The 13080-nt window shown below is 33.5% G+C and carries 13 protein-coding genes and 3 pseudogenes; 9 read left to right on the top strand and 7 right to left on the bottom strand.

Features of this window, described 5'->3' with window-relative positions; translation table 11 throughout:
- Positions 1 to 169: 169 nt before the first annotated feature.
- Complete coding sequence (locus BBS29_RS06510) at positions 170 to 484, bottom strand: ArsR/SmtB family transcription factor (protein WP_068130419.1); 315 nt, start codon at positions 482 to 484, stop codon at positions 170 to 172.
- A 405-nt stretch (positions 485 to 889) separates the two neighbouring features.
- On the opposite strand from BBS29_RS06510, the gene BBS29_RS06505 reads away from it, so the two are divergent.
- From BBS29_RS06505 to BBS29_RS06485, 5 genes and pseudogenes are all read left to right on the top strand, one after another.
- The gene (locus BBS29_RS06505; protein WP_068130416.1) at positions 890 to 1705 is read left to right on the top strand and encodes a ZIP family metal transporter; all 816 of its coding nucleotides are present in this window, start codon (positions 890 to 892) and stop codon (positions 1703 to 1705) included.
- Between the two features lie 65 nt (positions 1706 to 1770).
- Positions 1771 to 3696: a heavy metal translocating P-type ATPase gene (locus BBS29_RS06500; protein WP_068130412.1), complete on the top strand. Its 1926-nt coding sequence runs from the start codon at positions 1771 to 1773 to the stop codon at positions 3694 to 3696.
- A 180-nt stretch (positions 3697 to 3876) separates the two neighbouring features.
- A pseudogene (locus BBS29_RS06495) lies at positions 3877 to 4317 on the top strand (AAA family ATPase); the annotation flags it as partial.
- 196 nt (positions 4318 to 4513) lie between these two features.
- Positions 4514 to 5125: a recombinase family protein gene (locus BBS29_RS06490; RefSeq protein ID WP_068130408.1), complete on the top strand. Its 612-nt coding sequence runs from the start codon at positions 4514 to 4516 to the stop codon at positions 5123 to 5125.
- 48 nt (positions 5126 to 5173) lie between these two features.
- The gene (locus BBS29_RS06485) at positions 5174 to 5863 is read left to right on the top strand and encodes a toprim domain-containing protein (RefSeq protein ID WP_068130404.1); all 690 of its coding nucleotides are present in this window, start codon (positions 5174 to 5176) and stop codon (positions 5861 to 5863) included.
- Between the two features lie 79 nt (positions 5864 to 5942).
- Here the strand turns inward: BBS29_RS06485 and BBS29_RS08190 are convergent, their stop codons facing one another.
- Together BBS29_RS08190 and BBS29_RS06480 are read right to left on the bottom strand one after the other, a co-directional pair.
- Positions 5943 to 6224 (bottom strand): IS3 family transposase, encoded by a 282-nt coding sequence (locus BBS29_RS08190; RefSeq protein ID WP_084778900.1) that lies wholly within the window; start codon positions 6222 to 6224, stop codon positions 5943 to 5945.
- A 41-nt stretch (positions 6225 to 6265) separates the two neighbouring features.
- On the bottom strand, positions 6266 to 6547 hold the full coding sequence (locus BBS29_RS06480) for an IS3 family transposase (RefSeq protein WP_068130400.1): 282 nt from the start codon (positions 6545 to 6547) through the stop codon (positions 6266 to 6268).
- A 921-nt stretch (positions 6548 to 7468) separates the two neighbouring features.
- Between BBS29_RS06480 and BBS29_RS06475 the strand changes: the two genes are divergently transcribed.
- The 3 genes from BBS29_RS06475 to BBS29_RS08375 all read left to right on the top strand — a co-directional run bounded on the left by BBS29_RS06475 (position 7469) and on the right by BBS29_RS08375 (position 8978).
- On the top strand, positions 7469 to 7630 hold the full coding sequence (locus BBS29_RS06475) for a hypothetical protein (protein WP_218836846.1): 162 nt from the start codon (positions 7469 to 7471) through the stop codon (positions 7628 to 7630).
- A 125-nt stretch (positions 7631 to 7755) separates the two neighbouring features.
- Positions 7756 to 8217 carry a hypothetical protein gene (locus BBS29_RS06470; RefSeq protein WP_068130394.1) on the top strand — a complete coding sequence of 154 codons (462 nt, stop codon included), beginning with the start codon at positions 7756 to 7758 and terminating at the stop codon, positions 8215 to 8217.
- A gap of 599 nt (positions 8218 to 8816) precedes the next feature.
- The gene (locus BBS29_RS08375; protein ID WP_168162116.1) at positions 8817 to 8978 is read left to right on the top strand and encodes a hypothetical protein; all 162 of its coding nucleotides are present in this window, start codon (positions 8817 to 8819) and stop codon (positions 8976 to 8978) included.
- A gap of 744 nt (positions 8979 to 9722) precedes the next feature.
- Here the strand turns inward: BBS29_RS08375 and BBS29_RS06465 are convergent.
- Positions 9723 to 10118 (bottom strand): annotated as a pseudogene (locus tag BBS29_RS06465) (response regulator transcription factor); the annotation flags it as partial.
- 163 nt (positions 10119 to 10281) lie between these two features.
- Here BBS29_RS06465 and BBS29_RS08295 point away from each other — a divergent pair.
- Positions 10282 to 10398: pseudogene (locus BBS29_RS08295) on the top strand (DUF1541 domain-containing protein); the annotation flags it as partial.
- Between the two features lie 127 nt (positions 10399 to 10525).
- Here BBS29_RS08295 and BBS29_RS08625 read toward each other — a convergent pair.
- The 3 genes from BBS29_RS08625 to BBS29_RS06455 all read right to left on the bottom strand — a co-directional run bounded on the left by BBS29_RS08625 (position 10526) and on the right by BBS29_RS06455 (position 12924).
- Positions 10526 to 10669 (bottom strand): hypothetical protein, encoded by a 144-nt coding sequence (locus tag BBS29_RS08625; RefSeq protein ID WP_143861272.1) that lies wholly within the window; start codon positions 10667 to 10669, stop codon positions 10526 to 10528.
- Positions 10651 to 10749: a hypothetical protein gene (locus BBS29_RS08530; protein ID WP_257009095.1), complete on the bottom strand. Its 99-nt coding sequence runs from the start codon at positions 10747 to 10749 to the stop codon at positions 10651 to 10653. Before BBS29_RS08530 ends, BBS29_RS08625 begins: the two co-directional genes overlap by 19 nt.
- A 156-nt stretch (positions 10750 to 10905) precedes the next feature.
- Entirely contained in the window at positions 10906 to 12924 is a 2019-nt protein-coding gene (locus BBS29_RS06455) for a copper-translocating P-type ATPase (protein WP_068130386.1), read from the bottom strand.
- Between the last annotated feature and the right edge of the window lie 156 nt (positions 12925 to 13080).

The following is a 13080-nucleotide window of genomic DNA, read 5'->3' as shown; positions in this document are numbered from 1 at the left end:
GTCAAGCAAAAGACTGTAAGAAAGCGTACAATATAACTTTGTGAAATTTACTGAAATAACTATTTTCAAGTGGCTAACTTAAACTTGAAATTTAAGTGCGAGTGCTTTTCTTGTTTCTCTGATTTTGAAATTTTAAAAACCTCCATTTAGTTTTATATATTATTTGCTCTTATTGTTCTAGTTCGTTGATATGAGTTAAGACTTGTTCGAGAATACTGAAAACATGAAGATCATCAAGACTGTAAACCATGCTTTTCCCTTCTCTCCTTGCCTTCACTAAACGCGAATCTTTCAATATTTTTAGTTGGTGTGAAATCGCGGACTGTTCCATATCCAATGCAAGCACAATGTTTCCAACACTGAGTTCTTTTTTCTGTAAAAGAAAGAGAATCGACAAGCGTGTAGGGTCACTAATCACTTTGAATAATTTGCTTATTGATTGAATCTTCTCTTTATTGATTGGCGAAGATGTTGATGTATGCATATGCTCTTATTCCTCTCATATGATTTTCCGTTCATATATATAATACCACATGAGTAAAACGATGCGAGTTTTTAGTTTATAGACTAAATTAAGACTTTTGTATTCATAATAGTAGTCCATTTGAACAAGAAGCATCTTGTCTTGACAAAGCTCATACAGTGAGTTAATATGATTTCGTAAACATATGAACGAAACTTCATATATAAATCATAATCATTCCGATTTACATATGAAAGGAGATGGATACTGGATAAGCCCAAAATATATGAATCCTTGCCTTACTTCGGCAAGCATGCGAGTTCAGAAGTTGCAAAACACAAAAAAGTCGGTGTATAGTTATACTATTTCTATTAGTCTAACTCAAGTTGAAAAATATTTTACGGCAGTTAAAGGACGTGTATTTTAATGGTTGATTGGTTTTTGAGTTTAAACCCAATCTGGCAAGCAACATTAGCGGGTGTATTTACTTGGCTAATGACCGTCCTAGGTTCGAGTTTAGTATTTTTATTTCATGAAGTGAATGATAAACTTCTTGCCATTATGAATGGTTTTGCTGCCGGGGTTATGTTTGCAGCAAGTTACTGGTCTTTGTTAGCGCCATCCATTGATTTTGCAGAGCAAAATGGTTATGGTATTTGGTCATTTGTGCCTGCTTTGGTTGGTTTTTTAGTAGGAGGCCTCTTTTTAAGAGTTGTGGATGGCGTGGTCTCTCATTTGCATAATAGAACAAGCGGTGTTGAGGAAACTGAGGGTGTTGCTTCATCTTTATCGTCTACAACCCTTTTGTTTCTAGCGGTAACCATTCATAATATACCAGAAGGGTTGGCAATTGGTGTGGCTTTTGGAGCTGCTGGACAAGGAGCTTCTGCTATTACAAGTGCATTGGTGCTTGCACTGGGTATTGGGCTGCAAAACTTTCCCGAAGGTGCTGCGCTTTCAATGCCTATTCGAGCAGAAGGCAGTACAAAGGGACATGCATTTAATATGGGGCAATCCAGTGCACTTTTTGAAATTATATCAGCAACTATTGGCGCTTGGCTGGTCACACAGATAACTGTTATCTTACCTTATGCATTAGCTTTTGCAGCAGGAGCCATGGTATTTGTCTGTGTTGAAGAATTGATTCCTAATTCTCAAACGAATAGACATAGCGAAGTAGCGACAATGGCATTTATGATTGGTTTTGCTATCATGATGACATTGGACGTTGCTCTTGGTTAAACAATAAACAAAGGACATAAAAAAGTCTACAAAAATCAAATAAATTATATAGAAAGGTGATAAAAATGGAAAATATCCAAGAACAACAATCACAGGAAAAAGAGAAACATAACCATAACCACGACCACGATCACGGAAAGATGCCTATTGTTTTATACTTTATTGGTTTGGCATTGGCAATTGTTTCGCTGTTCTTAAGTGACGAATATCAAACCGTAAAAAACATCATGTTCTCACTCGCCACAATTAGTGCGGGCTATCATGTCATTATTCTGGAAGGTCTTGGAGAGACAATTGAGAATACAAAAACAAATAAAAAGTTCACGCCTAATTCTCATATTTTAATGGGATTAGCAGCTATAGGAGCTTCAGCGATAGGGAATTTTTGGGAAGGAACGTTGTTGATTCTCATTTTTTCAGGCGCACATTTTCTGGAAGATTACGCTGAAGGAAGAAGTAAACGAGAAATAACGAAATTACTCGAAATGAATCCAACGACTGCTCGGTTAATTTTGCCTGATGGGAATACAAAAATTGTTGATGTCAGTGAATTAACAGTGGGAGACCAACTTCAGGTATTAAATGGTGACCAAGTACCCATTGATGGCGTCATTTTATCTGGCTCTACTTCCATTGATGAATCGTCTATTAATGGTGAAAGTATACCCAATGAAAAAACAAAAGGAGATACCGTTTTTGGGAGTACGATTAATGGGACAGGTACGTTTACAATGGAAGTCACCAAAGAAAACGAAGATACAGTCTTTTCAAAAATTTTACAATTAGTGAACCAGAACCAAGATAATCAAACAAAAGCTGCAAGTATTATCCAAAAATTTGAACCGAAATACGTTACAGTTGTTTTAATTGCTATTCCCCTGTTCGTGTTATTAGCTCCTGCTCTATTTGATTGGACATGGGCACAAAGTATTTATAGAGGATTAGTTCTTTTAGTTGCAGCTTCACCATGTGCTTTAGCAGCAGCTACCGTATCGGTAACCTTATCAACGACCTCTAATCTGGCCAAAAAGGGAGTCCTTTCAAAAGGTAGTTCTTATCTGTCTCAATTAGCTGATACTCAAGCAATTGCGTTTGATAAGACCGGAACTTTGACCAAAGGGAAACCAGAAGTAACCAATTATCATTTTGCTGATTCCGTGAACGTAGAAAATATGATTGATATCGTAGTAGCTCTTGAAAAAGAATCCAATCACCCCTTAGCAGATGCCATTCTAAGAAAGTTTGAACAAAAAAATCAACTGACTATTGAAGTAGAAAATCAGATTGGTAAAGGGTTGACAGGAGATTACAACGGCAAAAATTATCGGATCGGAAAACCAACTTCGTTTAACGAGGTTGCAGATGAATATATTCGTTTAAATAATGAATGGGCATCAGAAGGTAAAACAGTCGTATATGTAGCAGAAGATGAGAATGTCATTGGACTTATAGCTCTCATGGACGTTCCAAGTGAACATGCAAAAGACACCATTAAATACTTTAAAGAACAAGGCATACACACCACTTTAATCACTGGCGACTCAGAAATGACAGGAAAAGCAGTTGCGGAACAATTAGAAATGGATGAAGTAATCGCGAATGTCATGCCAGAAGATAAATCTCGAATTATAGACGAGCAAAAAGAGAAATACGGCTTAACAGCAATGGTGGGTGATGGTGTAAATGATGCCCCAGCCCTTGTGAATGCAAATGTAGGGATTGCCATGGGAGACGGAACCGATGTAGCAGTAGAAGTGTCTGATTTGGTTTTGATGCAGAATGATTTATCCAAATTGGTCCAATCTCATAATATTTCAACCAAAATGAATCGTGTCATTTGGCAAAATATTATTTTTTCAATGGCAGTCGTCGCTTTTCTAATTGTGGTTAGCTTATTAGGATTAACAGATATAGCAATCAGTGTCATTATCCATGAAGGAAGTACATTGGTTGTAATCCTAAATGGGCTTCGTTTGTTAAAATCTAACTAATCCAATCAAAACTCAAAAAGGTTTAGGTATACTAATAAGTTTCTGAAGTTTATATGCCTCTAACGTGCTAAAAACGTTAGAGGCATATTTTTTATAAATTACTTTGTCTCAAAAACAATGGTTAAAAGTATGTATAGAGTTCTTCAGTTAGGAGCAGAAGAAAAATACTCAACGAATGTGTATGAAGAAATTGATCTCATTATTATTGATGAAATAGATCGATTAAAAGTACAGCATTTAGAACAATTAAGAGATATTTATGACCAAAAAGATGTGGCTATGATCTTTATTGGAATGCCGGGTATAGAAAAGCGATTGGCTCGTTATCCTCAACTCTACTCGAGAATAGGTTTTGCCCATGAATTTGACAGATTGAGTAAAGACGAGATCCACCATATTCTGGAATACAAATGGGAAGAGTTAGGATTATCTGTCCAACTGGAAGATTTTGCTAATTATGAAGCTGTCACTAGTATTATTAAAATTACCAGTGGAAACTTTCGACTTATCCAAAGACTTTTCACCCAAATCGAAAGAATATTAGAAATCAATAACCTTGAAACTATCACGACAGAAGTAGTGGAAGCTGCACGAGATAGTTTAGTTATTGGAGTAAAATAAGTAACAAAAAGGACTATTTCATTTAGCGAAATAGTCTTTTTTTTGTTCTATTAGTGCAACATAGCGCTTGAAGTTAGTGCGAAATAAAACCAAAATTTACACTTATAAATGTTGGTATATGTGCATTTGTTAAGCATTTTAGTTACAATAAATATGTTAGGACATATAAATAGGTCATATATATAAGGTGGTTTTATTGAATAAAGAAAAACATAAAATCGGTTATGCAAGAATAAGTGATAAAGATCAAAACTTTGCTCGGCAGATTGAAAGTTTAAATAAAGCAGGTTGCTACAAAATATATACAGATGATTTAAGTGGGAAAGATAGAAATAGACCAGCTTTAAAAGAAATGCTTAGTTTCATAAGAGAAGGCGATATAGTGGTTGTTTCTGAACTTGATAGATTAGGAAGAAATAATAAGGAGTTAACAAGGACACTTGATGAAATAAGAATAAAAGGTGCGACAATTGAAATATTAGATTTACCTTCTTTAAGAGGAGTTGAAGATGATAATTTAAGACAATTATTGCAGAATTTAATTATTGAGCTATATAAATATCAAGCAGAAAAAGAACGTGAAGCTATTTTAGAAAGACAAAGACAAGGGATTGAAATAGCTAAAAAACAAGGGAAGTATAAAGGTAAACCTTTCAAATATTCAAAAGACAATCCTAGATTAAAACATGCTTTTGAATTATTTAAGCAAGGGTTAAGTGATCGAGAAGTTGAAGAAAAAACTGGTATCAATGAACGTACTTTTAGAAGATATAGACAAAGAGCGGGTATTTATAGAAAAGATTATTAGAAACATAGTAGATCAATGACTTTTTCTTTTTAGAAAAGGAGTTAGAGTATGAATACAGTTATTTTAGCTGAAAAACCAAGTCAGGCTCAAAGTTATGCAGAAGCTTTTAAACAATCAAAAAAGAAAAATGGTTATTTTGAAGTGTCAGATGATGAATTACCAAGTGCGATAATTACATATGGTTATGGTCATTTAGTTAGTTTAGCAGAACCTGAAAAGTATAATAAAGATTGGAAAAAATGGAGTTTAGAGCAATTACCAATGTTTCCTGATCAATATAAATTTGAGGTCTCAAAAGGTGCTGCAAAACAATTTAACATTGTTAAAAAGCATTTAGATAATGCTGATACTATTATTATAGGTACAGATAGTGATAGAGAAGGAGAAAATATTGCACGATCAATAATTAATCTTTCGGGAAATGGTAAAAAAGATATTAAAAGATTATGGTTAAACTCACTTGAAACTGATGAAATTAGAAAAGGTTTGAAGAACTTAAAAGACGGTAAACAATTTTATTCTACTTATAAAGAAGCACAGACTAGACAGATTGCCGATTGGTTGGTTGGAATGAACTTATCACGTTTATATACGTTGTATATGCAGAATAACGGTCTGAATGGCGTTTTTAGTATCGGACGAGTGCAAACATCCACCACACATCCCGCTTTGCGGATATCTTGCCCATACCCACGTCAAGCAAAAGACTGTAAGAAAGCGTACAATATAACTTTGTGAAATTTACTGAAATAACTATTTTCAAGTGGCTAACTTAAACTTGAAATTTAAGTGAAATAACTATTTTCAAGTGGCTAACTTAAACTTGAAATTTAAGCTGATGATTTTTATATTTAGCTTTTGTATAAACTGAAATTAAATTATATTTTTTCATAATACGACCTATTTTTCGTCTAGATACAATAATACCTAATTTATTTAACTCATTTTTAATTCGTCTTGTACCAAAGCTCTTTCTATTTGAGTTAAAAGTACTAACAATAGTTTTTTCTAATTCTGAATCATCATTCTTTAGTTTATTTGGAGTTCGTTTTATTGAATCATAATAAGTGCTTCTTGGTATTTTTAGGACTTTGCACATTGCTGATACAGAATATTGATGTGCATTCTGTTGAATGACTTCTATTTTCGTCCCATGATCAGCGCTGCTTGCTTTAAAATATCATTTTCCATCTTTAATTGTTGATTTTCTTTACGCAATTTTCGGAGCTCTTTTTCTTCATAGGTTAGATTATCAGCAGCATTAAACGAACCACTATTTTGATGATTCTTAATCCATTTATCTAACGCCGAAGGTGTTAAATCATATTCTCTAACAATATCAGATTTAGATTTTCCATTTTCAAATAATCGTACCATTTGAAGTTTAAATTCTGGTGTAAATGTTCTTCTAGCTCTAGCCATAAATAAATCGCCTACTTTCTTAATTTAACAATAAATCCCCTCAGGGGAGTTGTCCAATTAAGTGTAGACGATTCAATGAGTGCATTATTTTATCAAACTACACTCATTGTATTATAATTATGAATGTTTGCCTATAAGACTCAAATTCTAATAAGAGTGAAGTGCTACATAAAAAATTAGGATTTCATTGAAGAAAAAATCATATACAAATTTAGTTTGCTGAATTGTTTAATTGCACTTGACTTATTTTATTATATTAATAATATCAGTTCTAACGGCCATATTAATTGTAATATTATTTTTTTGTAGATGAATCTCTTGTAACACTCCAGTTTAGAATTATATTGTCTGTTGCTGATAGAATTTATTAGTATCACTTTCATAAAAATAATTAGTTTCCTTTCTTTTTGTTACAATAACTCACAACCGTCATGTATAACTCAGAATTCTGGTAAATATTCTTAACACTTTTTTGTTTGTAATATACTTAATAAAGCGTGTTAAATATAGTGTGCCACTCTGGGAGGGGACTGCTCATTATTGTGATGCTAAGAATAATACCGATGGATTTTAAGCGCATCATTTTATAATCTCTTTAATTATGATATTATATAAGTATATAAATCAGAATTTTCAAATTTTTTAAAATTATATTATTAAGGAGATGTTATCAATCTTTAATTTTTATTATCTCATCAGCAGTATCATTTATCTCATCATTATAACTTTCGCTCATTATTTATCGCCAGAAGGTATAAAACCTTCATTTTTCATACCGGTTACAATAATTTTTATGTTAATTACTTTATTTCTACACAACAAAAAAAAGTATTAGAGAAGGGGTAAAAATATATGAAAAAAATTATTTTATCTTTTATGACTTTGAGCATTATTATCATAACTTTTTTACAACCAATTAGTATGGCTAAAACAAATGAAAACGATGATTTAGCAAAAAGATTATTCTTAAGAGAAGTAGAAACACATTCTATTTTCAAAGAATATGAAAGTCAAATGTTATCTACAGATCCATACATATTTAATGATTTATTAGATGAAAACGAACAAAAAAAGGTTATTTAGCACAATATGAAGTCGAACTAGTAAGCGATCAACAAACTATTGAAAACACAGAAGAAGGCGAAATTTATCTAGAAACCACAATAACTTCTCTTTTAACATTTTTATATAACGAAGAAGAGAATGTCATGGAAGTACTATTGATTGATTATTCATATATAGAATTAGAAGAAAATATATATCTAAGAAATCTAACAAGTGATACTGTCGATGTAATATCAGTATCTGAAACACAAAATGAAGAATTAGCAGAAATCGTAAATGAAATAGAAACTAATCAACAAAAAACAATGGCACAAGCTTCTCAAGAGATAGCATCTGGCAATATCCCTGACAAATCAGAAGAAATGAGTCCAAGATATCGTCCTGGTTGTAGCTATTGGATTTGCCAACAATATATATCTGGTGGCGGAGATTATAGTGGTAACTGTGCAATGCTTGCTGGTACAGCCTGTGCATTCATAGGCGCTTTCACAAAAGTGGGGAGTTTAATATGTTACGGAACTAACTTAATAGGTTGTTATGTACCTAAATATAAAGTTTGTGCAAGAGGCTACTGGGAAACTAAAAACTGTCCAATTCAAATATAACTATTTTATTCCAATTTCCTTTTGGTGTGAACCAACGGCGACCTTAAAAACACAAAAGCTGTCGATAGGCAAAATTGATATCTCACTGTATTGAGCTGCACCCCTAAAGTTGGACACTAAAATCCAACTTTAGGGGTGTTTTTGTATGAAGAGTAAACAACACAGTTTTGAAATTAAAGTAAAACTGATTAATGATTATTTAAATAAGGAAGGTGAATATCAATATCTAGACGAGAAATATATATATTTCATTTTAAAAACTAATAATTCGTGTTATAATGTAATTAAGACTTAGAATATTGTTCATGAGGAACACAAAACCCATCGGTAGTTGGTACCGATGGGTTTTTTGTGCCTAAATTTACGGCAACTGTCTACTTGTTGTGATGCGTGTCTAGTTAACGCTCTATCAATAGCAAGATGACACCGACAATAATTGGTGCTACAAACATGCTTAGAATATTGTAAATCATGAGGTCCACCCTTTTTGGGGCAATTGCCACTTTTGATTATAGCTATATAAGATATGTATAGGCAATTCGCAACATTAGACTTAAAACAGCTATAAAGCTGTGCATTATGAATTAGGAGAAGTACCTATGTATTTTGACATACCTTCAAAATCCGAACATGTGAAAGATTGGAACGATTTACTGATTAAGAGAGAGGGAGAATCTTATTCAGATTTTGAAAAATCAAAACCATTATTTAAAAATCAATATTTACACAAACAAAGAGAAAGTGATATGGAGATGGAATAGAATATATTTTTTATTCATGATATTTATCATACGAAATAATTGAATTTTTAATACTATTATTACTAATAATAGTATTACTAATAATATCGAGAATATAACTAGTTGGACCGGCTACACTTAATTGGATAACTTTTATAAGTTATCGTAATATACAATTAAGAAAGTAGGCGGTTTTTAAGCGTAGAAACAGAAGAACATTCACACCAGAGTTTAAACAGCAAATAGTTAATTTGTAACATTCAGGTAAACCTAGAAAGGATATCGCTAAAGAACATAATCTCACACATTCAGCTTTAGATTGGTGGATAGAACAATCTAACACAACAGGTTCTTTTAAACATAAAGATAAACTTTCTCCTGAAGAGAAGAAAATCATTAAACAGGAAAAAGAATTAAAAATCTTAGAGTGAAAAATGATATTTTAAAGCAAGCCGCTCTGATTATGGGGCGAAAATAGAAGTCATTCGAAAGAGTGCATCAATAGCTATAAAACATCATTGAACGCAGTAAGATTCCCTCGCCAGAAACGCAAAGCGTTTCGTTTTCTCACACTCCATTTCGCTAAGTAGTTATTTGTTTTGATGCTGACACTAATCTATTCTCCGTTCATGAAAGCCATCTATTTCGTTGTGCTACCCAAAAGTCCAACTTTTGGGTAGCACAACAAAATAATAATTTTGGTATGGCGTTTTTTATTAATCGAATGGGGTCATCAGTCTATCATTCTAATATTGAAAGTGTTTTTTAATTTTTAGTCCATTTATAACCAACGCCCCACACCGTGTGAAAATAATCATCGATAGGAAAGCCAACGTCCCGAATTTTTTTCCTCATATTTCTAACATGGGAATCCACAGTACGTCCTTCCGTTTCAGAATCCATACTCCACACTAAATCATTCAATTGATTTCTAGAAAATACCCTTCCTGGATTTTTCATGAATAATCCAATGATTGCAAATTCTTTTGGTGTTAATTTTACAAGATGTTTTTTATAAGATAGTTCAAACTGATCTTCGTCCCATAACAGTCCTTCGACTTCAATCCGGTTGACAGGTCTTGTTCTTCTTAGTAATGCATCCATTCTTGCAACCAATTCTTCTTCATTAAAAGGTTTTGTGATATAGTCATCTGCACCCAGTTTAGTCATATCGCATAAAAAGTAAGATCTTTATTATGAACAATTCTGCTTAATTCACTTTGCCCACAACTGAAATTTTCTTCCACTCTTATTCTGATCCATCTTTGGATACAGAAGTATTTCCAGTTATAATATGGATTGTTAACTCATCTTCATTCTGCGGATTGATTCTGCTGAAGAGCCCACTGTCTATATGGTGGATTTCGTTACAACAGATACTGAAGAAGAAGTTCAGAATCATAAGTGGGTTACAGAAAGTGAACTGGCACCTGTGGAATAAATTAGCGAATAGTAATATAGGATAAAAACATGGATTTTTTATCTTGGTCTCTTTCTACAATTATTATATAGAATCAATATGACATAAAAAGATGGTACTCTAAATTCTTAAAATCTTTTGTCATTAACTAGCTGCAGCATGAACACGCAGAACCATCTTCTTTATCAATATCCTCTTTAATCTCGTAGCCGGTATTTTGAATAGCACCTTTGATGTCTGCCAAATTAATTGTACTGTCATTAAATGTTACATCTACTTTACCTTCAGGAATTTGAACTTTAACTGATTCAACGCCATAATATCTCTAATATCTTTACTCGTAGTTTTGTTTTGTGCCCAAACGACCCGCATCACTTCCCATTCGGAATCTGTGATATTTGAATCAATTGCTTTGGTCAAATTTTCACCTCTAATTTTTTCAAGTATTTTTAAGATGTCTTTCATATTTCATACAGTAAAGAATTAAAATACCGACTATCCTTAAGTAAGGATTTGTCGGCATTTATGTTATTCAACTTCAAATCTATGAAGTAACTGCGCATTGATTACTACGATAATTGTACTGAGACTCATCAAAATCGCACCTACAGCCGGACTGATTATTATTCCCCAAGGCGCCAGTACTCCTGCTGCCAATGGGAGAGCAATGACGTTATATCCGGTTGCCCAAATCAGATTCTGTACTAGTTTATTATATGTTTTTTTAGATAGGCTGAATATTGCAAGAATATCTTTCGGGTTACTGTTAACGAGAACGATGTCTGCACTATCTATTGCAATATCAGTACCTGCGCCCACAGCGATTCCAACATCTGCTTTAGTCAATGCAGGTGCATCATTGATGCCATCTCCTGTCATTGCAACGATCAATCCACGTTCTTGGATTTCTGTCACTTTGTCGGCTTTCTCATCGGGCATCACTTCCGCATAAACCTCATCAATTCCTATTTGTTCTGCAACGTAATTTGCTACTTTCTGATTGTCCCCGGTCAACATGATAGCTTTAATATTTCTCTTATGCAGCTGTTCAATTGCCTGCTTAGAACTTTCCTTAATTTTATCTGCCAGTGCAATTGCACCTGCTAATTCTTCGTTTACCAAAACAAAAACTACCGTCTTACCTTGTTCTGACCATTTATTGAAGTTATGATCATCAAAATCAATTTTTTGTTTACGTACATATCCCGGACTCACTACTTTGACTTGTTTATCATCAATCGTCCCTTCAATTCCTACACCAGTAATTGAATTGAAATTTGTCATTTCAAGCAATTCAAGTTCTTTTAACTTGGCTTCATTGAGTATACCTCTCGCAATAGGGTGTTCCGAGTCATTTTCTACTGTTGCTGCATAACTTAAAAGGATATTTTCGTCAATATTATTGAAAGTCTGTATATCTGTAACCCCAAATTCACCTTCAGTCAAAGTGCCGGTTTTATCAAATATCACAGCGTTAATTTTACGAGCCTTTTCAAACTGTGGACGTTTTCGAATTAACAAACCGTGCTTTGCAGCAAGTGATGTAGATACTGAAATAACCAACGGTGCTGCCAGACCTAAAGCATGAGGACAAGCAATAACCAAAACTGTTACCAATCTCATGATAGCAGTATCTATAGTTGCTCCGATACTTATCCAAACGATAAATGTGATAATACCGGCAGCTAAAGCGATATAGAATAACCATTTAGCTGCTTTATTAGTTACATCCTGAGTTTTCGATTTAGTACGTTGTGATTCTCTAACCATATCTATAACTTGTGTCAGATAAGATTCATTCATCAGTTTCTCTACTTCAATAGTGAGAGAACCTTCTCTGTTTATTGAACCGCCAATGACCTCGTCATCAACGGATTTTCCAACTGGAACAGATTCACCCGTTAACATTGATTCATCAACTTGCGACTTTCCTTTAACGATTTTACCATCCAGCGGCATTTTTTCTCCGGGTTTTACCAATAGTAAATCACCCGCTTTAATATCATCAATCTGAATTTCTTCTGTTTCACCATTTTCAGTGATACGGTTTGCCGTATTAGGCATTAATGATGCGAGGGATTCCAGGGCCTTGGAAGCATTGTTAATAGATCGCATTTCAATCCAATGTCCGAGAAGCATGATTAATACAAGAGTTGACAACTCCCAGAAAATTTCTTCCCCATTGAATCCAAAAACAACTGCCATACTATAGAAGTAAGCGACAGAAATCGCCATTGCTATTAATGTCATCATGCCTGGTTCTTTGTTTTTCAATTCATCGTAAGCGCCCTTAATGAATGGCCAACCCCCGTAGAAATAAACGAACGTGGCCAACGCTGCCACAATATAACTATCTCCAGTAAATTGCCAATCCACACCTATGAAACTTTGAATCATCGGAGATAGAAGTACAATTGGAATTGTGAATATCAGGATAATGAAGAATTTATTTCGAAAATCTGTCACCATATGTGCATGATGATCGTGACCGTTATGATTATGGGATTCGTGGTTCTCCTCATGATTATGATTATCTTCTGTATTCATTTCTTTCCCCCTACTACATTATAATAAGACTACAATTGTAAACGATTTATTAATTTAAGTTTACTTCTGTAATCATTATTTATCAATCTATTAATTTACTAAGTTTATTATAAAAAATATATGTGCAGAAACTATCCACTACATGTATTTAAAAAC

It is taken from the genome of Nosocomiicoccus ampullae (assembly GCF_001696685.1).
In the GTDB taxonomy this organism is placed as follows: domain Bacteria; phylum Bacillota; class Bacilli; order Staphylococcales; family Salinicoccaceae; genus Nosocomiicoccus; species Nosocomiicoccus ampullae_A.
The sequence above is the reverse complement of the archived record's forward strand: the minus strand, read 5'-3'. Positions and strand labels throughout refer to the sequence as shown.

What these genes read in the sequence shown, in the direction of transcription:
- BBS29_RS06510 (WP_068130419.1), bottom strand. Translation starts at nt 484, where the DNA reads ATGCATACATCAACATCTTCGCCAATCAATAAAGAGAAGATTCAATCA.
- BBS29_RS06505 (WP_068130416.1), top strand. Translation starts at nt 890, where the DNA reads ATGGTTGATTGGTTTTTGAGTTTAAACCCAATCTGGCAAGCAACATTA.
- BBS29_RS06500 (WP_068130412.1), top strand. Translation starts at nt 1,771, where the DNA reads ATGGAAAATATCCAAGAACAACAATCACAGGAAAAAGAGAAACATAAC.
- BBS29_RS06485 (WP_068130404.1), top strand. Translation starts at nt 5,174, where the DNA reads ATGAATACAGTTATTTTAGCTGAAAAACCAAGTCAGGCTCAAAGTTAT.
- BBS29_RS08190 (WP_084778900.1), bottom strand. Translation starts at nt 6,224, where the DNA reads ATGTGCAAAGTCCTAAAAATACCAAGAAGCACTTATTATGATTCAATA.
- BBS29_RS06480 (WP_068130400.1), bottom strand. Translation starts at nt 6,547, where the DNA reads ATGGCTAGAGCTAGAAGAACATTTACACCAGAATTTAAACTTCAAATG.
- BBS29_RS06475 (WP_218836846.1), top strand. Translation starts at nt 7,469, where the DNA reads ATGGCTAAAACAAATGAAAACGATGATTTAGCAAAAAGATTATTCTTA.
- BBS29_RS06470 (WP_068130394.1), top strand. Translation starts at nt 7,756, where the DNA reads ATGGAAGTACTATTGATTGATTATTCATATATAGAATTAGAAGAAAAT.
- BBS29_RS08375 (WP_168162116.1), top strand. Translation starts at nt 8,817, where the DNA reads ATGTATTTTGACATACCTTCAAAATCCGAACATGTGAAAGATTGGAAC.
- BBS29_RS08530 (WP_257009095.1), bottom strand. Translation starts at nt 10,749, where the DNA reads ATGCGGGTCGTTTGGGCACAAAACAAAACTACGAGTAAAGATATTAGA.
- BBS29_RS06455 (WP_068130386.1), bottom strand. Translation starts at nt 12,924, where the DNA reads ATGAATACAGAAGATAATCATAATCATGAGGAGAACCACGAATCCCAT.